This is a genomic window from Amycolatopsis thermophila (assembly GCF_030814215.1).
Taxonomy (GTDB): Bacteria; Actinomycetota; Actinomycetes; order Mycobacteriales; family Pseudonocardiaceae; genus Amycolatopsis_E; species Amycolatopsis_E thermophila.
Genome location: NZ_JAUSUT010000001.1, coordinates 6,058,645 through 6,078,792 on the forward strand (window position 1 = coordinate 6,058,645; position 20,148 = coordinate 6,078,792).

22 protein-coding genes are annotated in these 20,148 nt (G+C 71.1%); 12 read left to right on the forward strand and 10 right to left on the reverse strand.

Annotated elements, in window-relative coordinates:
- Positions 1 to 75 precede the first annotated feature (75 nt).
- A complete protein-coding gene (locus FB470_RS29755) occupies positions 76 to 1,149 on the reverse strand; it encodes a class I SAM-dependent methyltransferase (RefSeq protein ID WP_306996799.1) in 1,074 nt (357 codons plus the stop codon).
- Between the two features lie 82 nt (positions 1,150 to 1,231).
- Here FB470_RS29755 and FB470_RS29760 point away from each other — a divergent pair, with 82 nt between their 5' ends.
- Positions 1,232 to 1,741 (forward strand): dTDP-4-dehydrorhamnose 3,5-epimerase family protein, encoded by a 510-nt coding sequence (locus FB470_RS29760; RefSeq protein WP_306999552.1) that lies wholly within the window; start codon positions 1,232 to 1,234, stop codon positions 1,739 to 1,741.
- Here the strand turns inward: FB470_RS29760 and FB470_RS29765 are convergent.
- The 5 genes from FB470_RS29765 to FB470_RS29785 form a co-directional block, all read right to left on the reverse strand.
- Positions 1,680 to 2,381, reverse strand: coding sequence for a PIG-L deacetylase family protein (locus FB470_RS29765; RefSeq protein WP_306996801.1), 702 nt, complete (start codon positions 2,379 to 2,381; stop codon positions 1,680 to 1,682). The genes FB470_RS29760 and FB470_RS29765 overlap by 62 nt on opposite strands.
- A 17-nt stretch (positions 2,382 to 2,398) precedes the next feature.
- Positions 2,399 to 3,922, reverse strand: coding sequence for a sugar transferase (locus tag FB470_RS29770; RefSeq protein ID WP_306996803.1), 1,524 nt, complete (start codon positions 3,920 to 3,922; stop codon positions 2,399 to 2,401).
- A 697-nt stretch (positions 3,923 to 4,619) separates the two neighbouring features.
- Entirely contained in the window at positions 4,620 to 5,240 is a 621-nt protein-coding gene (locus FB470_RS29775; RefSeq protein ID WP_306996805.1) for a TetR/AcrR family transcriptional regulator, read from the reverse strand.
- A 96-nt stretch (positions 5,241 to 5,336) separates the two neighbouring features.
- On the reverse strand, positions 5,337 to 6,194 hold the full coding sequence (locus tag FB470_RS29780) for an oxidoreductase (RefSeq protein ID WP_306996807.1): 858 nt from the start codon (positions 6,192 to 6,194) through the stop codon (positions 5,337 to 5,339).
- A gap of 736 nt (positions 6,195 to 6,930) precedes the next feature.
- Positions 6,931 to 7,524 carry a TetR/AcrR family transcriptional regulator gene (locus FB470_RS29785; RefSeq protein WP_306996809.1) on the reverse strand — a complete coding sequence of 198 codons (594 nt, stop codon included), beginning with the start codon at positions 7,522 to 7,524 and terminating at the stop codon, positions 6,931 to 6,933.
- Between the two features lie 124 nt (positions 7,525 to 7,648).
- Here FB470_RS29785 and FB470_RS29790 point away from each other — a divergent pair, with 124 nt between their 5' ends.
- Both FB470_RS29790 and FB470_RS29795 read left to right on the forward strand, forming a co-directional pair.
- Positions 7,649 to 8,266 (forward strand): class I SAM-dependent methyltransferase, encoded by a 618-nt coding sequence (locus FB470_RS29790; RefSeq protein WP_306996811.1) that lies wholly within the window; start codon positions 7,649 to 7,651, stop codon positions 8,264 to 8,266.
- A 37-nt stretch (positions 8,267 to 8,303) separates the two neighbouring features.
- On the forward strand, positions 8,304 to 8,978 hold the full coding sequence (locus FB470_RS29795) for a DUF2218 domain-containing protein (RefSeq protein ID WP_306996814.1): 675 nt from the start codon (positions 8,304 to 8,306) through the stop codon (positions 8,976 to 8,978).
- 283 nt (positions 8,979 to 9,261) lie between these two features.
- Here FB470_RS29795 and FB470_RS29800 read toward each other — a convergent pair whose 3' ends face one another.
- The 4 genes from FB470_RS29800 to FB470_RS29815 form a co-directional block, all read right to left on the reverse strand.
- Positions 9,262 to 9,417 (reverse strand): hypothetical protein, encoded by a 156-nt coding sequence (locus FB470_RS29800; protein ID WP_306996817.1) that lies wholly within the window; start codon positions 9,415 to 9,417, stop codon positions 9,262 to 9,264.
- A 101-nt stretch (positions 9,418 to 9,518) separates the two neighbouring features.
- A complete protein-coding gene (locus FB470_RS29805; protein ID WP_306996818.1) occupies positions 9,519 to 9,677 on the reverse strand; it encodes an alpha/beta fold hydrolase in 159 nt (52 codons plus the stop codon).
- Positions 9,678 to 9,901: 224 nt separating this feature from the next.
- A complete protein-coding gene (locus FB470_RS29810) occupies positions 9,902 to 10,480 on the reverse strand; it encodes a TetR/AcrR family transcriptional regulator (protein WP_306996820.1) in 579 nt (192 codons plus the stop codon).
- Between the two features lie 20 nt (positions 10,481 to 10,500).
- Positions 10,501 to 11,931, reverse strand: coding sequence for an MFS transporter (locus FB470_RS29815; protein ID WP_306996821.1), 1,431 nt, complete (start codon positions 11,929 to 11,931; stop codon positions 10,501 to 10,503).
- Positions 11,932 to 12,018: 87 nt separating this feature from the next.
- On the opposite strand from FB470_RS29815, the gene FB470_RS35845 reads away from it, so the two are divergent.
- The 9 genes from FB470_RS35845 to FB470_RS29855 all read left to right on the forward strand — a co-directional run bounded on the left by FB470_RS35845 (position 12,019) and on the right by FB470_RS29855 (position 20,132).
- Positions 12,019 to 12,258: an alpha/beta fold hydrolase gene (locus FB470_RS35845; protein ID WP_370876604.1), complete on the forward strand. Its 240-nt coding sequence runs from the start codon at positions 12,019 to 12,021 to the stop codon at positions 12,256 to 12,258.
- Between the two features lie 666 nt (positions 12,259 to 12,924).
- The gene (locus tag FB470_RS29820) at positions 12,925 to 13,263 is read left to right on the forward strand and encodes a WD40/YVTN/BNR-like repeat-containing protein (protein ID WP_306996823.1); all 339 of its coding nucleotides are present in this window, start codon (positions 12,925 to 12,927) and stop codon (positions 13,261 to 13,263) included.
- A gap of 120 nt (positions 13,264 to 13,383) precedes the next feature.
- On the forward strand, positions 13,384 to 13,713 hold the full coding sequence (locus FB470_RS29825; RefSeq protein WP_306996825.1) for an NADH-quinone oxidoreductase subunit A: 330 nt from the start codon (positions 13,384 to 13,386) through the stop codon (positions 13,711 to 13,713).
- Complete coding sequence (locus FB470_RS29830) at positions 13,704 to 15,005, forward strand: hypothetical protein (protein WP_306996827.1); 1,302 nt, start codon at positions 13,704 to 13,706, stop codon at positions 15,003 to 15,005. The genes FB470_RS29825 and FB470_RS29830 overlap by 10 nt, the downstream gene beginning before the upstream one ends.
- A complete protein-coding gene (locus FB470_RS29835) occupies positions 14,998 to 15,921 on the forward strand; it encodes a complex I subunit 1 family protein (RefSeq protein ID WP_306996828.1) in 924 nt (307 codons plus the stop codon). The genes FB470_RS29830 and FB470_RS29835 overlap by 8 nt, the downstream gene beginning before the upstream one ends.
- Positions 15,922 to 15,937: 16 nt before the next feature.
- Entirely contained in the window at positions 15,938 to 16,501 is a 564-nt protein-coding gene (locus tag FB470_RS29840) for an NADH-quinone oxidoreductase subunit J (RefSeq protein ID WP_306996830.1), read from the forward strand.
- Positions 16,498 to 16,803 (forward strand): NADH-quinone oxidoreductase subunit NuoK, encoded by a 306-nt coding sequence (gene nuoK / locus FB470_RS29845; RefSeq protein ID WP_306996831.1) that lies wholly within the window; start codon positions 16,498 to 16,500, stop codon positions 16,801 to 16,803. The genes FB470_RS29840 and nuoK overlap by 4 nt, the downstream gene beginning before the upstream one ends.
- 4 nt (positions 16,804 to 16,807) lie before the next feature.
- On the forward strand, positions 16,808 to 18,631 hold the full coding sequence (locus tag FB470_RS29850; protein ID WP_306996834.1) for an NADH-quinone oxidoreductase subunit 5 family protein: 1,824 nt from the start codon (positions 16,808 to 16,810) through the stop codon (positions 18,629 to 18,631).
- Positions 18,632 to 18,647: 16 nt separating this feature from the next.
- Positions 18,648 to 20,132, forward strand: coding sequence for a complex I subunit 4 family protein (locus FB470_RS29855; RefSeq protein WP_306999554.1), 1,485 nt, complete (start codon positions 18,648 to 18,650; stop codon positions 20,130 to 20,132).
- Positions 20,133 to 20,148: the final 16 nt, after the last annotated feature.

The window sequence follows — 20,148 nt, forward strand, 5'->3', positions numbered from 1 at the left end:
CTGTGTCGCCCGGTCTCACGAGAAGCCACCAGAAGAGATCAACTTCGCGGTCCGACCGGATTTCCCGAAGACGCGTCAGGCCAGGATCCACTCGCAGTGGCCCCCGTCGAGCTGCGGGAAAGCCGTGCGCACCTCGGCTTCAAGATCGGGGACGAACAGCAGGACGGCGTGCGGGATCGGGTGGGTGAGGTTCTCCGGACCGACCACCGGTATCCGGGTACCGGGCATACGCCGGCCGTGCTTCGCCGGGGAGATGTCGACGATCGCGGGCAACAGATCGATATCGATTCCCGCGCGGCGAAGCAAGACGACGGCACGGGAGGCCGCACCGTAGCCCACCACGCCGCGGCCGGCGTAGTCGCGCAGCCGCGCCAGCACGCGGTCGCACCCCTGCCCGACCGCCCGGCCCAGTCCCGCCACCACGCCGATGTCCTCGATGCCGGCGGCGCGTTCGGCGGCCACCAGCGCGGCGGTCGCCTCGTCCGGCGCCGGCTCGCGGCGCAGCTCCAGCAGCACGGTGCCGCCGTAGAGGTCGAAGCTCCAGCTGCGCCCCGGCCCGAGCCCGGCGGAGGCGGCCAGTGTGATCGCCGCCGGTGCCGAGTAGTACGCGAAATGCCCGTGCCGCAAGGCGTTCCACTGTCCCTGACGGACGATCGAGGCCAGCGAGTGGAACTGCATGAGCAGTGCGCCGCCGGGAGCCAGCCGCGCGGCCCGGCGCGCCATCGCCGCGCGCTGGTCCGGTTCGTGCATCAGGCCGAAGCAGTCGACCACGACGTCGGCGGGCTCGTCCGCGGCGGCCTCCCGCATGCCGGCGGCGCGCAGCAACGGCAGCCACGACCCGCCGTGCGGGCTGCCGAACTCGGCCACGGTCGCACCCGGCCGCACCAGCCCGGCCCGCGTCAGCCGGGCGACCGCGTCGGCGGCCTGGTCGGTCAGCGCCCTCGGTTCCACCCCCGCCGGCTCCTCGGCCGTGCCGGGGTCCTCGGCCAGCTGCGCCAGCGCGCACCGCGCGCACATCCACATCCGCAGCGGCCACACCGGGTCGGGGCCGGGATCGGTGGCGGGCGGGAACAGGTCGCACGGCGGTTGCTCCCCCAGGTCGAGCACGAGCTCCCCGTCGGCCGTGCCGCACGCCCGGCAAGATGGCACCGTTTCCCCTTCCCCAACACCGATCGGACAGGAGCAACATACGGTGCAGGTGACCGAGACCGCGCTGGCGGGCGTGCTGCTCATGCGCCCGCGGCCCCACCACGACGAACGGGGCCTGTTCACCCGGACCTTCGACGCCGCGATCGCCCGCGAGCACGGGGTCGACCTCGGCCCGCTCGCGCAGGACTCGCAGTCCCGGTCGCGCCGGGGTGTCGTGCGCGGGCTGCACGGGCGGTCCGGGCGCGGCGAAGGCAAGCTCGTGCGGTGCGCGCACGGCGCCGTGCTGGACGTCGTGGTCGACATCCGGCCGGGGTCGGCGACCTTCGGGCGGTCCCTGGCGGTGCGGCTGGACGACGAGGAGTTCGTCTCGCTGTGGGTACCGCCCGGGATGCTGCACGGCTTCCAGTCGCTGACCGCGACCGCCGACGTCTGCTACCGCATCGACACACCGCACGATCCGGCGCAGGACCTGGCGGTCCGCTACGACGACCCCGATCTGGCGATCGAGTGGCCGCTGCCGGTGTCGGCGGTCAGCCCGCGCGACGCGTCGGCGCCGTCGTGGCGGGAGCTGCTGGCGACGCTGCGAGCGTGAGCGCGAGCTTGTCCACGTAGAAGGCCTCGGCGTAGCGGGTGTGCTGCTGCACCCCGCGCAGCCGGGCCAGGCCGAGGAACGCGTCACGGGTGTACCAGTCCCGGCCGTGCTGCGAGGGGTAGTGCTTGGCCAGCAGGTCGGCCTTCGCCTCGGCGGTCTCGGCGGTGAGCTCCTGGTACACCGCCGGCTGCCCGAGGTCGCCGTCCCACTTGAGGATCTCGTAGCCGAGCACGGGCTGGTCGCGGAACACGGTCGGCACGATCTCGGCGAGCAGGCGGTGGTCCTGGTGCCGGTCGTGGCGCTGCGGCGCGAACACCAGGTCCGGCGTGACGCGGCCGCGCAGCGCGGTGACCGCGTCCTTGACCGCGTCCCAGTGCGCGGGCATCCGCCCGTCGGGCAGGTCCAGGACGGTCAGCTCGACGCGCGCCGGGGCGCAGAACTCGTCCAGCGCGGCGCGTTCCTCCGCGGCACGCTCGGTGGAGCCGCCGGACAGGACGAGCGCGTGCACGTCGAGGCCGGGCCGCCCGGCGCACAGCGTGAGCAGCGCGCCGCCGGCGCCGATGGCGATGTCGTCGCAGTGGGCGCCCAGCAGCGCGACGGAACGGAGTTCGGGGAAGGAGACAGCCTGCACGCCGGGCAAGGGTGCCAGAGGCCGTGTCAGTAGGCGCCGCGGCCTCCCGTGACCGCCCGGAACGTCTTCCACAGGATCGCCATGTCCAGGGCCAGCGACCAGTCCTCGACGTACCGCAGGTCCAGCCGGACGCTCTCCTCCCAGGACAGGTCACTGCGGCCGCTGACCTGCCACAGGCCGGTCATGCCGGGCTTGACGAGCAGCTTGCGGCGCGCGGCGCGCTCGTAGTTCTCGGTCTCGGCGGGCAGCGGGGGCCGGGGCCCGACGAGCGACATCGTGCCGCCCAGGACGTTGAACAGCTGGGGCAGCTCGTCCAGGGAGTAGCGGCGCAGCACGGCGCCCACCCGGGTGATGCGCGGGTCGCGGCGGAGCTTGAACAACGGGCCGGACCCCTCGTTGTCGCCGAGCAGGCCGCTGCGCATCCGGTCGGCGCCGGTGACCATGGTGCGGAACTTGACCATCGTGAAGGCGCGGCCGTCGCGGCCCACCCGCAGCTGGCGGTAGAACACCGGGCCGCGGTCGTTGAGCTTGATCAGCGTCGCGATGGCGGCCAGCAGCGGCGCGGCCAGCGCGAGGATCGCGGCGGCGCCCAGGCGGTCGACGACGTCCTTGACGATGCGGCGGCCGCCGGTGAACGTGGGCGCGGAGACCCGTAGCAGGGGCATGCCCAGTACCCCGGAGACGTTCAGCCGCGGCCCCGCGATGTCCATCAGGACCGGCGCGACCACGAGTTCCGCCCCGGTGCCCTCGAGGTCCCAGGCCAGCTGCTGCAGGCGCTCGGGTGTCCAATACGGATCGGAGGTGATCGCGACGACGCGGTAGCCGCCGCGGCGGACCTGCTCGGCGAGCTCGTGCAGGCGCCCCGCCACGGCGATCCCGCCGATCTCGCCGCCGGCCCGCTCACCCTGCCCGGTGGCGGTGCACACGGCCGACACCTGCCAGCCGACGTGCGATTCGGCGCGGGTGCGCTCGATGAGGTCCCGCAGCGTCTGCGGCGACCCCGCGGCGATGACCGAGTGCATGCACTGCCCGGCGCGGCGGGCCCGGTGCAGCACCTGGCGCAGCGCGTACCGCAGCGGGAAGGCGATCACCGCGACGGCCGGGACCGCGAAGAAGACCCACGGCTGCACGTCGAGGGCGCCGAAGAGCAACCCCGCGAGCGCGACGACCACGGCGGCCATCAGGAGGCTGCGGCCCAGGCGGCGGAACTCCTCGGTGCCTTCGCCGAGGACGTGCTGGCTCCACGCCCGGTTGATCGGCAGGGAGCACAGGATCGCGAACGCCGTGCCCGACGCGTGCAGGAAGTAGGGCCGTCCGGTGATGTCCAGGATCAGCAGCGCGCCGGTGACGATGACCAGCATCGTGGCCACCACGTCCGCGAGGATCACGTACCCGCGGTACCGGGTCTCCCACGGCTGGACGGCGGCGCGCGGGGTGGCCGTCTCCCCCGGGTCGACGGCGTGCAGCCGCGCGTGACCCGGCAGGCCTCGCGTCTCGGAACCCCGTCCGGTGTCCGCCACCGGGATGGGCTTCCGCACCGGCTCTTCCATCCGACCTCCCGCGACGTCCGGCTGGTACCGGCGCGTCCCGAACCACGCCGACGATTACGTCGAGTAACCGTGCTCTCCGCTCCGCCACACCCGAAAGGGGCGGCATCTGCCCTGGAATCGGTGACGTTCAGGGCGGTGTTACAGGCCACTTCAGGGAAATTCGGGGGAAAATCAGCCGCTTCGCGGCCTCGATCGGGCGACGGCGAGGCCACGGAGAGCGCTCGTTGCTCAGCCGCACACCACTACTGCTGGTAGCCGGTTATTTGACCACCTCCGCCGGTGTTTCATCCACTGGAACACAGAAGCTGAAATTGCCCCCGTTTGGGCATTGTCCGGGGTTGACGCGGAGGCGGACATCGCTCCCGCCGCGCGGCGTTTCCGCACCGCAGCGGCAGCCCGCCCGCAGCGCCACAGCCGTTGACGCCCGGCCCGGCCGGCCCGGACAGGGGAACCCCCGGCGCACGTCACGATCCCGCCCTCCCTCGTGCACCGGGGTTCCCTGCCCGGGCATCAAGCAGCCAACCCACACCCGCGGGGCCGCGACAGCACGCAACCAACACGCGCCGGCTCACACCGGAGGGGAGGGCCTGGTGCTCGCCTTCACCGCCGCCCCCACGTCCCGGTGCGGGAACCGCTCGATGATGCCGGTGCAGATGGCCGAGGTGCCGGACGACACTCGCACCGCGCGCCGGCACGGTCAGGGCTCGATTCCCGCGGCCCGGAGCCAGACCACCCGGCAGGTCTCGGCGGCCTGGTCGAGCGCCTCGGGAGAAATCGCCGACGCGTGGTAGAACGTCCGCTCGATCATCCAGCACACCGCGCGCGCGAGAGCCGGTGCGCCGTCGGGCCCGTCGTGGGAGGCGACGCCGGCGCGCACCAGGATCGCCGTGATGGCTTCGATGAAGATCTCCGCCGTCTCCGTCCACAACGCTCCGATCTCCGGGATCGTGGACGCCTGGTCGATGGTGACGCGCATGATCAGGCCGTGCTCACGCCAGTGGTCGCGGGTGCGCCGCAGGGCCGTCGCGATCGCGTCCCGGGGTGCCGCGGGATCATCAGCCGCGGCGCGAGATTTCTCGCGCAGCGCCTCGACGGTCTTGGCGAAGAGGGCGACCAGCGCCTCCTGTTTGGAGCTGAAGTAGAAGTACATCGACGCGCGGGAGAGCCCGGCGCGTTCGGCGATGTCGTTGGTCGTGAGCGCATCGAAGCTCTTGACCGCCAAGAGGTCGCCGAGGACTTCGAGGATCTTCTGTTCGCGCAGGTCGCCCTTGGACGGCGCACCGGATCGCCGTCGCCCCGCCTTGACCGGATCAGGCATCGCCTGCCCACCTCCCCTTTCGCCGGCACCACGATCGTCCGCGCACACGATGGCACGGCCCGGCTGCCGGAGGTCCGGCAGCCGGGCCACCGGCGCTCAGTTCGCCGCGATCTGGTGCCCGTCCGGGAAATCCGTGGACCGCGACAGCTCTTCCCACGCTTCGATGTCCGCGGCCACCGCGGCCCGGCCGCTCGCCACGAGCCGCAACGCGTCCGAACCGAGCACGAGGTGCACCGGCGGCGACTCCGCCTCGATCACCTCGAGCACGGCCTCGGCGGCCTTGGCCGGATTGCCCAGCTGGTTGCCGCTGGCGGCCCGCCGGGCCGCGCGGATCGGCTCGAAGAGCTCGTCGTAGTCCGGGATCGACCGGTCACTGCGGACCATCGAGCGGCCCGCCCAGTCCGTCCGGAACGAACCGGGCTCGATGATGGTCACCCGCACCCCGAAACCCGCGACCTCCTTGGCCAGGGTTTCGAGCATGCCCACCACCGCGTATTTGCTGCCGCAGTAGTACGCCAGCCCGGGCACGGTCATCAACCCGCCCATCGAACTCACGGCGAAGATGTGTCCCGAGCGCCGCTTCCGCATCCCCGGCAGGACCGCGTGGACGGTGGCCGCCACGCCGAAAACGTTGACGTCGAACTGCGCGCGCAGCTCGGCCATCGACGACTCCTCGAACACGCCCTCGTGCCCGTAACCGGCGTTCGCGATCAGCACGTCGACCGGGCCCACGCTGCGCTCGACCTCGCCGACCACGTCGAACACCGCCTCGTCGTCGGTCACGTCGAGCAGCCGGGCGTGGGCCCGTCCAGGCGCGAGCGCCTCGAACTTCGCCAGGTCCTCGGACTTGCGCACAGTGCCGACGACAGTGTGGCCGGCCGCCAGCGCACCCTGAGCGAAGGCGCGGCCGAGGCCGCTGCTCGCGCCCGTGATCAGAAACGTTCGCTTCGTCATGGCACCGACTCTACACTTCGTCTATAAAAATCGACACTGTGTCGACCAACTCGGGTGCACTGCTGCCCCACGCCGTGTCAGCCACCTCGGCGACGAGACGAGATCACCCGGCCGGCACAGGACGCCTACACGGGCTACGTATCGGTTGCGGGCCATTCTGGCCGGTCTAGAGCACCGCAGGTCCGAGTTGGGCGATCTTGGCCGAGTCCCACCCGGTCTTGTGGGCTTGTTCCGGGTATCAACCCACTACCACCGGAATCTGGTTTCCCCGCACGGCCAAGCTGCGGTGAGGAACACGCGCTAGCACGGAGCCATGACGGGACACCAACGCAGCCCTCCGGTGACTCCGCGCCGGCGGTCATCTCGAGCACGACGCAACAGTGACTTACACGGAAACCGTGACAAACCGCGAGTGTTGCACGGTCACTGCCGTAGCTCGCCCCGTTGGCCATCGGGTGCCGCATCGAAGACGCCGAGGCGTACGCGGCTGACATGACCACGGATCGGCGGCGAGGCATCTGGGGCGACCCCACGGCCGGCAGGACCACCCTGACGGCGTGGGTCGCGCCAGCTTCCCGGATGGTTGATGACGATCTGCCTGAGCGGGCGAAGGAGGAGGACGCGCGTCATGGCTGCACGTGGCGATGGCCCGGGCTGACTCGCCAGGGCGATCAGCCCCGGACGAGATGACGGCCCAGGCCGGAATCTCGCGCTCAGCGAGTAGGTGAATCGATTGCTACACCGGATTGTGGTCGCTGGGAACGCGCAGGCCGGCGAGGGTGACGGCGACGAGCCGGTCGACTGCAGCTTGGGCTGGCAGGCTGCCGGCGGCGTTGAGCGCGTGCAGGCAGTAGGCGGCGAGTTCGCCTGCCGGTGTGTCAGCGCGGAGGTCGCCGGCCTGGGCTGCGTCGGCGATCAGGCTGGAGACGAGGTCGTGGAGTTGCTGCTGCGCGTCGGCGAGGTGTTCGTCGCGGTGGAGGAACCGTCCGATCTCGGTGTTGTGGTGGCTACGTGTTTGGTGGGCGATGCGCGCGTACGCCTGCAACACGGCCTCCAACCGCTGCCCGGGGTCGTTCACAGTGTCCCGGGCCTCGGTCAGCTGCGTCAGGTGCGTGGTGATCTGGCGGTGGTGCCAGGCATGCAGGATGGCGTCGACGTCGGGGAAGTACTTGTAGAGCGTGGCGCGGCCGATGCCGGCCTTCTCGGCTATTTGCGCCATCGTCACTGACCGCAGTCCGTGCTCGAACACCAGCGCCGCCGTGGCGTCGAGGATTGCGTCGCGCACCTGGTGGCGGTGCGCCTCGATCGTCTCGTTCCACAGCTTCGGCACGCGCCAACTATACGCAACGCCGTCACTGCAGACATCAAGAATTGACTATAGACACCATGTCTCGATAAATTCGAGTAGCCACCATCCAGCCGCCGCCGCGGCGGCACGAGCCGAGGACACGCTGATGACGCGACCTTCCCGCCCGTATCCGGGAACGCACAGGCCAGCCGGACCGGACGATCTGTACGCCAGTCCGCCGCCGTGGGACATCGGCCGGCCACAACTCGCGTTCCAGGCGCTCGCCGAGGACGGTGCGCTGTCGGGCCGGGTGCTGGACGTTGGCTGCGGGACCGGCGAGCACACGCTCATGGCCGCTGCGCTCGGCCTGGACGTCACCGGCGTCGACCTGGCGAGCAATGCCCTGGACAAGGCCGGGCACAAGGCGCGTGACCGGGGACTGACGGTGCGGTTCCTGCGCCACGACGCCCGCCGGCTCGGCGAGCTGGGCGAGGTGTTCGACACTGCCCTCGACTGCGGGTTGTTCCACATCTTCGCCGACGCCGACCGTACCGCCTATGTGGACAGCCTCCGGTCCGTGCTGGCTTCGGGCGGCCGGTACTTCATGCTCGGCTTCAGCGACCAGCAGCCCGGCGACTGGGGACCGCACCGGCTGACCCGCTCGGACATCACCACCGCGTTCACCGGCGGATGGCGAATCGACATCTTGGAACCGGCCACGATCGAGATCACCACCGACCCACAGGGCGTTCGCGCCTGGTTCGCGGCCGTTACCCGACTCTGACCATCCACCGGACTTCACCGGCCCCAGGAGGGCTTCCATGCCGACCGCCGACGCGACGATCTCGACCAACCGGGCCAGCCGCTACCTCACCCAGCTCTGCCGGCATCTCAACCAAATGAGCCGGATGCGACACCGCCCGGCCGCGAGCCACAGCGGTCAGGCGCCGCCCGCAGTGGACAACGTGGACTGGTCCGACACCGCAGGCACCATCCGCTTCTCGACCGGCACCTGCACGCTGCAGGCGACGCCCGACACGCTGACGCTGCGCGTCGACGCCGACGACGAGGACGCCCTGAACCGGCTGCAGCAGAGTATTGCCCGCCGGCTGGAGACGATCGGCAGGCGCGACCGCCTGACCGTCCACTGGGGACAGCCGGATTCGACATCCGGCCGTCCGGCCGAGGAGGCCGCCGCCGCAGCAATCCCAGGGCGACGTCGCCGGCTCGGCAGCACGCTCGTCCTCCTCGGACTCGTTGTGTTGGCAGTCGTCGTCCATCTCGGGTTGCTGGGTGGCGCGCTGGCGGCTTCACCGTGGGCAAGTTGGGGGACCACCATCGTGGTGGCGATCATCCTGGTGAAAGTCATCGCAGTTGGCGTACACGTGATCCTGGGACGAATGGCGTTTCGTCATCGCGGGACCTTCCTACGCCGTCGACATGGCCGCGTCGGGGTGCCCGCAGCGACGGCAGACCGCCACGAGCACCCGTCCTGACCAGACGGCGGGCTGGGGATCCTGCCGCGGCGAGATCCCCAGTCCGATTACGCAGCCGTGTGCTCGCGGCCGGTGGGCGGATCGTGTTGCACTGTCCGGCCTCGCCCACGCCGCCTGCGAAGCCGGCGCCATCCGCCGCGAACAGGCCGACACCTGGATCGCCGAACATACGTGCCGTGCGCAGGCGGACCGTCTGTTCGCCGCCCTGCCGCGGGTTCTCGCCGCGGCCGCGCGTTCCGGACGCCCACACTCAGGTGATCACCGTGACGGCCAAGGCGACCCATCACACCGTCGTCCCGGTGAACACGGCCGCGGCAAGCAGACGGAACGCTCGTGTTCGGACGAGGTGCGGTCGCAGCGCCAGCGGCAGGAAACCCAGCGGCTGTGCGACCGCACCGAACGCGATCAGCAGCGCGATCCACCCGGCCAGGGGCGGCACGGCGGCGCCGACCGCCCCCCTGCGCCACCCAGCCCGATAGCACCGCGATGGCCAGTTCGGCGACGCGCACGACCACGAGCAGCGGCACGACGACCTCCGGGTCACAGTTCGAGGATCAGGTCGGCGACCCGGCGCGGATCGTCGGACATCGGAACGTGGCCGCTGCCGGAAAGCCGGACGTGCCGTGCGCTCGGCACCCGCGCGGGCCGCCCGGCCTGACCGCCGATCAGCAGCCGGTCCTTCGCACCCCAGGCGATCATGACCGGCACATCCGCAGCGGTTTCGCCAAGTACAGGCCCAGCACCGCAGCGCGCACCGCAGGTATCCGCGGCAGCGAAGGCAACACGGGCCGCAGCAGCCGGGCCAGGGCGCGCGAGCCGCGGAGCACCGCGACCACGTAACCGACCTCGGGGCGCCGCCATGCCGGCGGTGCAGGAACCCCTCGCGGTCGGCGGACCGCGAACGGACAGCGGCCGGCCGCTCGTCATGTCCGGGTCAGGCTCGACAGCAGCGTGGCGGTGAGCACCTCCGGGACGTCGGCGGCGGCGAGCTGTCCTTCCTCGACCTCGTCGGCGGCGGCGTGGATGAGCGCGTAGCAGGTGGTGACCAGCCACCGGCGCGGGAGATCACCGCGGAACGCGCCGTCGGCCTGCCCCCGGGCGATCAGGCGGTCGACGTGCTGGAACGCCCGGTCGTGCTGCCGGCGCAGGCCCTCCGGGCCCAGCACGGTCACGGCGACCGAGTGGAGCCTGCGATGGCGGTCCAGAACCGACCAGGACGTGCGCACCAGCCGCGCGAGCGCATCCGGCGGTGACGCCTCCTCCAGGCGCAAGCCGGTCAGCGCCTCGTCGGTCTCGGTCATGGCCCGCTCGATGACCGCCTCGAGCAGGACCTCCCGGCTCGGGAAGTGGCTGTAGAGGGTGACCCTGCCGATGCCCGCGGCCTGCGCGATCTCGATCATCGAGGGGTTGAGACCCCGGCTGAACAGGTCGCGGGCGGCGGCGAGGATTCCTTCGATGTTGCGTTCGGCGTCGGCTCTCCGGCGCGGTGGGGTAGCGGCCACGGCGGCCAGGGTACGGCGGGTCAGTGCCCGTGCCCGGCCACGGCCCGCGGCTTGCCCGCCGGCACGAGGACGGCTGCGACCACCGCCGCCACCGGGGCCGCGATCGCGCAGAGCAGGTAGGCCGCGGTGAAACCGCCGACGCCGGCATCGCCGGCGATCGACCCCGCCGCCACGGTGGACACCACCGCCACACCGATGCTGCCGCCGAGTTCGTGGAAGGTGTTGATCACGCCGGAGGCGACTCCGGACTCGGTGTGCCCGACGTTGGCCAGTGTCGTGCTGGTCGCGGTGACGAACAGCGGACCGAGGCCGAGCGCGGCGATCAGGAACCCGGGGAGCACGCCGGTGTAGACGCTGCCGGCCGGATCGATCCGGGTGAGCAGGCTGGCGCCCACCGCGGTGAGCACGAACGCTCCGACGGCGACGGGACGGCCGCCGACCTTGCCGAGCAGGTGCGCCGCGAGCTGTGCGCCGAGAGTGATCGCGAGGGCGACGGGCAGGAACAGCAGCCCGGTCTTCAGGGCGCTGAAGCCGAGGACGTGCTGGAAGTACAGCGAGGTGAGGAAGAACAAGCCGAGCAGCACGCCGGTGGCGATCAGCATGAGGAAGGTGCCGGACAGCACCGGGCGCCGGGCGAACGCGCTCGGCGTCATCAGCGGGTGGCGCGTCCGCGATTCGATCCAGCCGAACGCGGCGTAGGCCAGCACCGATCCGCCCAGGCCGAGGACTGTGCCGGCGGACCCCCACCCGGCATCCCCGGCGTGCACCAGCGCGTAGATCAGCAGGCCGGTGGCCAGCGTGACGGCGATCGCGCCGGGCAGGTCGACGCCGGCTCGCCGGGCCTGGCCGCCGTTCGCCGGCACCACCGAGGGCAGGACGAGCACGACGAGAACCCCGATCGGCACGTTCACGAAGAACACCCACTCCCAGCCGGGCCCGGCGGTGAGCAGTCCCGACAGCAGCACTCCGGCGGCGGCGCCGCTGCCGCCGATGGCCGCCCAGACGCCCAGGGCGCGGTTCCGCTCCCGCCCGGTGAAGGTGCTGGTGATGATCGACAAGGCCGACGGCGACAGCAGGGCCGCGCCGATGCCCTGGAGGGCCCGGCCCGTGATCAACACGCCACCGGTGTTCGCCAGCCCGCACAGCAACGACGCGAGCGTGAACAGGACCAGTCCGGTGAGCAGCGTCCGGCGTGCGCCGAAGGCGTCGGCGAGGCGGCCCCCGAAGACCATCAGGCCCCCGAACGCGAGGGTGTAGGTGGTGACGACCCAGGTCAGCGCATCCCGGCCGAGGGCCAGGTCGGTGCCGATGGTCGGCAACGCCACCTGCACCACCGTGATGTCCACGATCAGCATGAACTGGGCCAGGCACAGCAGTACGAGGGCGGTCCAGCGGCGCGGGTGCGGTGGTGCACCAGCCGCCGCTTCCGGTGCGTGATGGGCATGAGACATGGCGAGCCTCCGAGGATAAGTTGAACACCAGTGTTCGACTTAGTACGCTACCGGGGTACCGAATGTCAACCGGCTATCCCACCGACCGTGGTTCTGGTGCACGGCGGTGGCGCGGACATGCGGTCGTGGCACCACCTGACATCGAGGCCTCCTCCGGAGGCCGGGGTCTTCGCGCCCGACGTCCCCGGGCACGGAACCGAACGCGGGTTCACCTACAGGCCGGATGTGGTCGCCGACTTGGCGGAACACCTGGTCGACAGCCTCGAACGCGCCGAGATCAGGTCACCAGGTTTGGTCGGACACTCACTCGGAGGCGCGATGCCCTGAAAATCGCTCAACGGATCCGGGTGGCAGCAGTGATCGCACTGGCGCCGACCGGGGTTCTGACACCCCCGCACGGACCTGATGCGGGCGTATTCCGCGTTTCCGTCCAGCTCGGGCGATCGGTCTCGACGCTGCCGCCGCAAGGGCCTCCGTGCTGCCGGACTTCTGGCCTCCGACGCACCGGACCAGGTCGCTCAGATCGTCACGCACACGACCCGTCTCCACACCCCGGTCCGGTCCTACTAAGATTCCTAGTACTAACCACCCCCAGGAAACGTCCGCATGACCTCACGTCCGCGCCGGATGTTGCTACTTGCGCTCGCGGCCTTGGCCCTCTCGGCGTGCGGGGCGTCGCCGACCGGACCCGAGCCAGACTCCCGCGAAGCCACGCTCGCGCACATCCACGGCCTTGGCGTCGACCCCTCGGACGGCTCGCTGTACGCCGGCAGTCACTACGGCCTGTTCCGGCTACCAGCGGAGGCTCGCCGGAACGCCTCGGACCGGTCCAGGACGTCATGGGTTCACCGTCGTCGGGCCACGCCATTTCCTCGCGAGCGGCCATCCCGGCGAGGCGGCCAGGGCACACCCACCTCGGCCTGATCGAAACGCGCGACGCGGGGCAGGCCGTGGAACGAGCTCTCACTGGGCGGAACGGCTGATTTCCACGCGATGGAAGCCAAGCACGACCGGGCCGACGTGCTGATCGCGAACACCGCCGACAGGCTGGCCGGCAGTACGGACGGTGGTGTCACCTTCACCCCGCTGCCCGATGCGCCGGACCTGGTGTCCGTGGAATGGCCGGCACCGGACGTGTTCTTCGGGTCCGACCCGAACAACACCGTCTACCTCAGCACGGACGGTGGCGGCACCTGGAGGCGCCAAGGCCAGGCTCCCGGTCCGCCCGCAGCCTTCGCTGCCACGAGTGCCACCGAGGTCTACGTCGCCACGGACTCGGCCATCCACCACTCGACGGACGGCGGCCGGACCCTCCGGCAGACCTTGAGCTGACCGGCCGGAATATACAGTTACCCGGTAATGGTATATAGCCTCATCAGGCTGATCCGGGCCTGCGCCTCTAGGCTCTGAGTAGATCGACGTCGACTGCGGGAGGACGCTGTGCTCGGTGCGGTGGCGGCGCTTGTCGCTGTGGTCGCGCTCATCGCCGCGGTGTACGGCATCTCCCTCCTTGCCCGGTTCACGCGCACGGCGCGCGACGTGCACCCGTTCCTGTCCGGCGGCGCGCCCTCCGAGCACGCGGTGTCGCGGTACCACGTCCGCTGGTACACGGTGACGATGATCTTCCTGGCGTTCGACATGGAGATGGTGTTCATGTACCCGTGGACGCTCGTCGTGCCGGAGGTCGGCGTCGCGGCGGTCGTGGAGATGTTCCTCTTCCTGGCCCTGCTCTTCGCGGGTGTCTGGTACGCGTGGCGAGAGGGCGTGTTCCGGTGGACCTGACGTCCTGGCTGCTGCGCCGGACACCGGTGCGGCCGCTGATCGCCGCCACGCCTGGAGGCGCCGGCGCCCGTCTCGCCGCCGAGCGCGAGGCGCGGATCCGTGGGTGGCGCCTCGCGCTCAGCCCGGCCGAAGCCACCATGCTGATCGTCGCTGGGCCGCAGGACGAGAGCATGGCCGCGGCTGTTGAGACGGTGTGGCGGCAGATGCCGTTTCCTCGCAGCCGGGCGGAGTTCGCGGAGGCGGCGGACGTGGTCACCGCCCTGGCCGAGGCCGAAGCGCGCCTACGCTCTGCCGAGCATCAGCGCCGGGAAGCTGCCCGGGGTGGCGACGCGCAGCACGGCAGCCATCACCAGGATGCGAGCGGTTCGCCGGAGCATGCCCACCACGGCAGCGGCGAAGCGGGTGGTGGTCAGTCGGCTCCCCCATCCCATCACGAGCACATGTATGCGCCGCCGGAGGATCACGACCGCGGTCACCGGCCGCACGACGAGCACGCGCACCATGATCACGACAGCGAAGACATGCGCGAACAGCACGATCACCACGCAGACGAGCACCCCGGCGACCACACGGCGCTGGAGCATGACCACGGCGGCCACATGCAGCACGGCGGCCACGCCGGGCACGACATGGGCGGCATGGAGATGCCCGGCGACATCCCCATGGCCGACCGGGCGCCGGACCGCGACGGTCTCCAGCTCGATCGGCTGACGGTGCAGCTCGGGCCCATCCTGCCGGCGTGGCCGGATGGACTGGTGGTCCGCGTCGCGCTCCAGGGTGACGTCATCCAGGAGGCGGCGGTCGAGACGAACGGGAGCCAAGACGTCGCGGAACCGTTCTGGCAGTCGCTCGAGGACGGTGTTCCTCGCGACGCCGCCAGGCGGCTCGACAGCTGCTACCGGCTGCTCACGGTCGCCGGCTGGGAGCAGGCGGCGGACACGGCGGCCCGGATGCGTGACCTCGTTCTGGCAGGTGAACGGATCTCCGCCGAGTTCCACCGGTGGGCCCGGAGGGTCCGCCGGTCACGGATCTTGCGGTGGTCGTTGTCCGGTCTCGGCGAGATCGACTGGGTGGACTCCCCCGCCACCGGTGACGCACTGGACCGGTTGACCCGGTGGATCGACGACGCGGAGGCGGAGCTGGGCTCGGGCGAACCCGTCCCCGACGAGGACCCTGCCCGGATTCTCGAAGCGCTGCCGGAGTTGCTCATCGGTACCGAGTTCGCGGGGGCGCGGTTGATCGTAGCGAGCCTGGACCCGGACCTCGAGCGAGCACGGGTGGCCCATGGTTGAGCAGCTCCCCTTCTGGGGCGGACTGGTCCTGCCGGTCGTGCTGGTATCGCTCGTCGCCGCCGCCGCGGCCTGGGACTCGGCGCTCGCCTCCCGAGCGTCCGGCGGCCCGGCGAGCGCACTGGTTGCGCCCTTCCACGCCGTGGCCGGGCTGCTGGTGCAACAGCGGCGGCGCACCCTCGCCGCCGACCTCCTGCTCTGGCGAGGTGGCGCGCTCGCCCTGGTGGGCGCGGGTGTCCTGGCATCCCTGGTGACCCCGCTCGGCCGCTGGGTGGTCGCCGACTTCTCCATCGGGATCGTGTGGTTCAACGCGATGGAGGTCGTCGCCTGGGCCGCGGTCTGGCTCGTCGGCTGGGGCGCCAACTCGGCCTATGGACTCATCGGCGGGTACCGCTTCGTCGCCCTGGGGCTGGCCTACGAGCTGCCGCACATGTTCGCGCTGATCACGACGGCTCTGGGGGCCGAGTCGCTCCGGGTCGGCGACGTGGTCGCGGCACAGGATGCGGTGTGGTTCGTCGTGTGGATGCCGGTCGCCTTCGTGGTCTACCTGCTGTCGGTCCTCGCGATGGCGTTCTGGGGACCGTTCGGCCAAGCGGTCGCCGCGGATCTGGCCGGCGGCGCGGCCGCCGAGCTATCCGGTGTGGACCGTCTGCTGTTCGAGGCGGGACGGTGGCTCCTTCTGGTGTCGGGAGCGGCGTTCGCGGTACCGCTGTTCCTCGGCGGCGGCTCCGGCCCCCTGCTTCCGGACTGGCTGTGGTCGCTGCTGAAGACCCTCGCCGTGCTGGCCTCGCTCGTGTGGGTGCGGCGGTGGGTGCCGACCGTGCGCATGGAGCGCTACCAGGAGATCGCGTGGATCGTGCTGATCCCGCTGACGTTGCTGCAAGCGCTCGTGGTGGCTCTCGTGGTCCTCGCCCGGTGAGAAAGGAGCGCACCTGATGTGGGCACAGATCGCCTTCTGGGTCTGCGCCGTCGGCTCCGTCGTCACCGGAGTCGCGGTGTTCCGGGTGGACTCGATGGCGCGCGCGACGTTCGCGCTCCTGGCGTCGTTCGTCTTCGCCGCCGGGACCGTGCTGCTGCTGAACCTGGCCTACCTGGGCATTCTCGTGGTCCTCATGATGATCATGGAGATGGTCGTCATGGTGGTCTTCATGATCATGTACATGATGAACCCGGCCGGGTTGATGCCGATGACCATGGTGCACAACCAGAAGGGTTCGCTGGCGATCGCCGGCGGGGTGTTCGCCGCACTGGTCGCGGGCATCTTCCTGATCCCCTGGCCCACGTCGGGCGATCCCCGGCCGGCCGACCCCACGCGGGCGCTCGGTGAGGCCCTGATGGGGTCGAAGATGCTGGTGATGATGGTGCTGGGGCTGTGCCTGTTCGCCACCATGGTGGCCACCGTCGTCCTGGCGACACACCGGGGCCGTTACGACCGTTATGGCGACCGGCTCGACGCCAAGCATCCCGACGACCCGGTGCGAGGGGGCTTGAACCGGTGATCCTGCAACAGTTCCTGCTCCTGGCCGCGGCGCTGTTCAGCGTCGGCCTCTACGGCGCGCTCTCCCAGCAGTCCATCGTGATGATCATGATGGGGCTGGAGCTGATGGCCAACGCGGTCATCGTGGCGGCGTCGGCGTACTGGTACTTCGCCTCGCCCAGCCGCCCCGACGGCCAGGTCGTGGTGGTCGTCGCGCTCGTGCTGATGGCGGTGGACATGGCGATCGGGTTCGCCGTCACGACCGCGATCTTCCGGCGCCGGGACGTGGACATGACCGACTCCGCGGCGGACCTCAAGGGCTGAACCGATGACCCTGTGGCTGCTCATCGCGCTCCCCGTCGTGGCCGGAGGCGCCCTCCTGCTGTCGGGCCACCGCGCCGACCGGCTCGCTGCCTGGGCCGGCATCGGCGCGGCAGCCGTGACGACGGTGCTGGCGATCATCGCCGCCGCCGGACGGCCGGAGGTCTCGATGCCGTTCCTGGCCGGCCTGCGGATCGGGCTCGGCGTCGACGGGCTGTCGGCCGTCATAGTGGTGACCGTCGCGGTCATCCTGCTCGCGGTGCTCGTCTTCGCGGGTGGGGAGTTCGGGGCCGACGAATCCCGTGCGCGCTTCCACGGCCTGATGCTGGTCTTCGCCGCGGCGATGCTGGTGACGGTCACCGCGCGCGACCTGGTCGTGCTGCTCATGGCCTGGGAAGTCATGGGCGCCTGCTCGTACGCCCTCATCGGGTTCTGGTGGCGGGAAGAGCGCCGGGCGGGCTCGGGTGTGGTCGCGTTCCTCACCACCCGGACGGCCGACTTGGGGCTGTACCTCGCGGCCGGGGCGGCGCTCGCAGGTGGGGTCGGTGGTCTCACCCTGGCCGGGCTGCCCGGGGCGGCGGGCGGATGGCGGGACGCCGTCGCGGCCGGGCTGGTGCTCGCCGCGATCGGCAAATCCGCCCAGTTGCCGTTCAGCTTCTGGCTTTCCCGGGCCATGGACGGCCCGAGCCCGGTCTCGGCGCTGCTGCACTCGGCGACGATGGTGGCGGCCGGTGCGTATCTGTTGCTGCGGTCCGAGCCGCTGCTGGCCGCGACCGGGTGGGCGGCCACCACGGTCGCGTGGATCGGGGTGCTCACCGCGCTGGCGCTCGGCGCCGTCGCGGTGGCGCAGCGCGACCTCAAGCAGGTGCTGGCCGCGTCGACCTGCTCCCAGATCGGGTTCATGGTGCTCGCGGCCGGCACTGGCGGTGTGGCGGCCGGGACGGGTCAGCTCGTGGCGCACGCGGCGACGAAGAGCCTGCTGTTCCTCGGGGCCGGTGCGTGGCTCGTCGCGCTGGACACCAAGGACCTCGCGCGGCTGAAGGGTGCCGCGCGGCGTTTCCCGCTGCTCGGTGCGGTGTTCACGATCGGTGCGCTGAGCCTGGCGGGCGTGCCCCCGCTGTCGATCTGGGTGACCAAGGACGCGGTCCTCGCCGCCGCGCTGGCCGATTCCCCCGCCCTCCACGTGGCCGGGCTGGCGGCCGCACTGCTCAGCGGCGCCTACGTGGGCCGGGTGCTGGCCATCGTCTGGCAGCCCGGCGACACCATTGGGGCCCGGCCGCCGAACTCGTTGCTCATCGGCCCGCTGCCGGTCCTCGCCCTCGCCGCCGCGGTACTCGGGATTGTCGGTCTGCCCAGGCCCGCTCGCTGGTTCGCCTCGCTTCTCGGCGCCCCCGAGAACACCGGGGTCACCTGGTTCGAGCAGGCCATTTCCGGGTTGATCGCGCTCGCCGGCGCCGTGGCCGCCGCCTCGTGGACCCGTTCGCGGCCGCTCGCCGCACCGTCCTTGCCGGCCGGCTGGCTCGGGCTCGAGCGGCTCGCACGACTGCTCGTCGTGACGCCTGCCCTGCGCTTGGCGGACGGGCTGGCCCGCTTCGACGACCGGGTGGTGGATGGCGGGGTCCGCGCCGCCGCCGCGACCGCGGGCGCCCTCGGCCGGCTGGTCGACCTGCGTGTCGAGTGGTCGATCGACGGCGCTGTACGTGGCCTGACCAGGGCGGCCCGGTCCCTGGGGCGGCAGGCACCGCGGCCGCAGACCGGTCAGCTGCACCACTACTACGCCCAGGCCGCGGTCGCGCTGGGTGTCCTGGCTCTGTTGTTGATCGTCCTGTGACGAACGTGAGGTGAACGTGCTCAGCGTGGTGGTGTTCCTGCCGCTGGTGGCGGCGGTGGTGCTGTTCGCGGTGCCGCGCGTGCCCGACCGGTTCGTCCGGTGGTGGTGGCTCGCGGTGGCGGCAGCCGATTTCGCGCTGGTCATCGCGTTGTGGGTGGGGTATCCGGGTGGGGACGGTTACGCCTACGAAGTGAACCTGCGGTGGATCCCGAGCGTGAGTTCCGGCTACCACCTGGGCGTGGACGGTCTCAGCCTGCCGCTGGTCGCGCTCACCGCGGGTCTGTTCCTCGCGTGCGCGGTGTACTCGCTGCGGCAGGACAAGCGGGTGCGCTCCTTCGCCGCATTGTTCCTGTTCCTGGAGACGGTGAGCCTCGGGCTGTTCGTCGCCCTGGACCTGATCCTGTTCTTCGTCTTCTTCGATCTGTCGATCGTCGGGATGTACTTCGTGATCGCGGGCTGGGGTCACCGCGACGCGGCTCGGGCGGCGGTGAAGTTCTTCCTGTACACCTTCGTCGGCTCCCTCGCCCTGCTGGTCGGGTTCATCGCCCTCTACCTCGCCGCCTCGCCGCACACGTTCGACATCGTCGAGCTGACGCGGCAGATGCCGCTGGCCGGTGGCGGATGGGTCGCCGGGCTCGTGCTGCTCGCCCTGGGTGTGGGTTTCGCGATCAAGACGCCGACCGTGCCGTTCCACACCTGGCTGCCGCCCGCGCACACGGAGGCGCCCGCGGCCGGGTCGGCGATCCTGGCGGGAGTGCTGCTGAAGATGGGCACGTACGGGTTCGTGCGCATCATGATGCCGATCCTGCCCGACACCTGGCGGCGCTACGCCGCGGTCTTCGTCGTGATCGGCGTGATCAGCGTCCTCTATGGAGCGTTCGTGGCGCTGGCGCAGCGGGACTTCAAGCGGATGATCGCCTACACCTCGGTCAATCACATGGGCTACATCATCCTCGCGGTCGGCGCCGCCGGACTGGTTGCCGATTCAGCTGCCGAAGCGCGTCAGCTCGCGGTGACCGGGGCGGTGACGCAGATGGTCAGCCACGGCCTGATCACCGGCGCGCTGTTCCTGCTGGCCGGAGTGCTCTACGACCGGGGCGGCACCTACGACATGTCCCGCTACGGCGGGATGGCGGCCAGTGCGCCCAGGTTCGCGGGGCTCGCCGCGGTGGCGGCGTTCGCCTCGCTCGGCCTGCCCGGGTTCTCCGGGTTCATCGCCGAGTTCCAGATCTTCACCGGGTCACTCGGGGCGACGCCGGTCGCCACGGTGCTGGCGTTCCTCGGCATCCTCGTGACGGCGGCGCTGTTCCTGCGCGCCTTCCAACGGATCTTCCTCGGCCCCGCGCGCTCGGCCGAACCGGCGGCGGACCTCACGGTGACCGAGGGCGTCTCGATCGCGCCGCTCCTGGTGCTCGCCGTCGTCATCGGCGTGTTCCCGCGGTTCCTGCTCGACCTGATCGAGCCGGCGTCGCGCGCGGTCCTCGACCTGATGGCCCGGTGATCCCGCCGTGGAGATG

Excerpts from the sequence above, each read along its gene's own strand:
- FB470_RS29760 (WP_306999552.1), top strand. The coding sequence starts at position 1,232 with ATGCGCCCGCGGCCCCACCACGACGAACGGGGCCTGTTCACCCGGACC.
- FB470_RS29770 (WP_306996803.1), bottom strand. The coding sequence starts at position 3,922 with ATGGAAGAGCCGGTGCGGAAGCCCATCCCGGTGGCGGACACCGGACGG.
- FB470_RS29775 (WP_306996805.1), bottom strand. The coding sequence starts at position 5,240 with ATGCCTGATCCGGTCAAGGCGGGGCGACGGCGATCCGGTGCGCCGTCC.
- FB470_RS29780 (WP_306996807.1), bottom strand. The coding sequence starts at position 6,194 with ATGACGAAGCGAACGTTTCTGATCACGGGCGCGAGCAGCGGCCTCGGC.
- FB470_RS29790 (WP_306996811.1), top strand. The coding sequence starts at position 7,649 with ATGACGCGACCTTCCCGCCCGTATCCGGGAACGCACAGGCCAGCCGGA.
- FB470_RS29795 (WP_306996814.1), top strand. The coding sequence starts at position 8,304 with ATGCCGACCGCCGACGCGACGATCTCGACCAACCGGGCCAGCCGCTAC.
- FB470_RS29805 (WP_306996818.1), bottom strand. The coding sequence starts at position 9,677 with ATGATCGCCTGGGGTGCGAAGGACCGGCTGCTGATCGGCGGTCAGGCC.
- FB470_RS29815 (WP_306996821.1), bottom strand. The coding sequence starts at position 11,931 with ATGTCTCATGCCCATCACGCACCGGAAGCGGCGGCTGGTGCACCACCG.
- FB470_RS29820 (WP_306996823.1), top strand. The coding sequence starts at position 12,925 with ATGGAAGCCAAGCACGACCGGGCCGACGTGCTGATCGCGAACACCGCC.
- FB470_RS29835 (WP_306996828.1), top strand. The coding sequence starts at position 14,998 with ATGGTTGAGCAGCTCCCCTTCTGGGGCGGACTGGTCCTGCCGGTCGTG.
- FB470_RS29840 (WP_306996830.1), top strand. The coding sequence starts at position 15,938 with ATGTGGGCACAGATCGCCTTCTGGGTCTGCGCCGTCGGCTCCGTCGTC.
- FB470_RS29850 (WP_306996834.1), top strand. The coding sequence starts at position 16,808 with ATGACCCTGTGGCTGCTCATCGCGCTCCCCGTCGTGGCCGGAGGCGCC.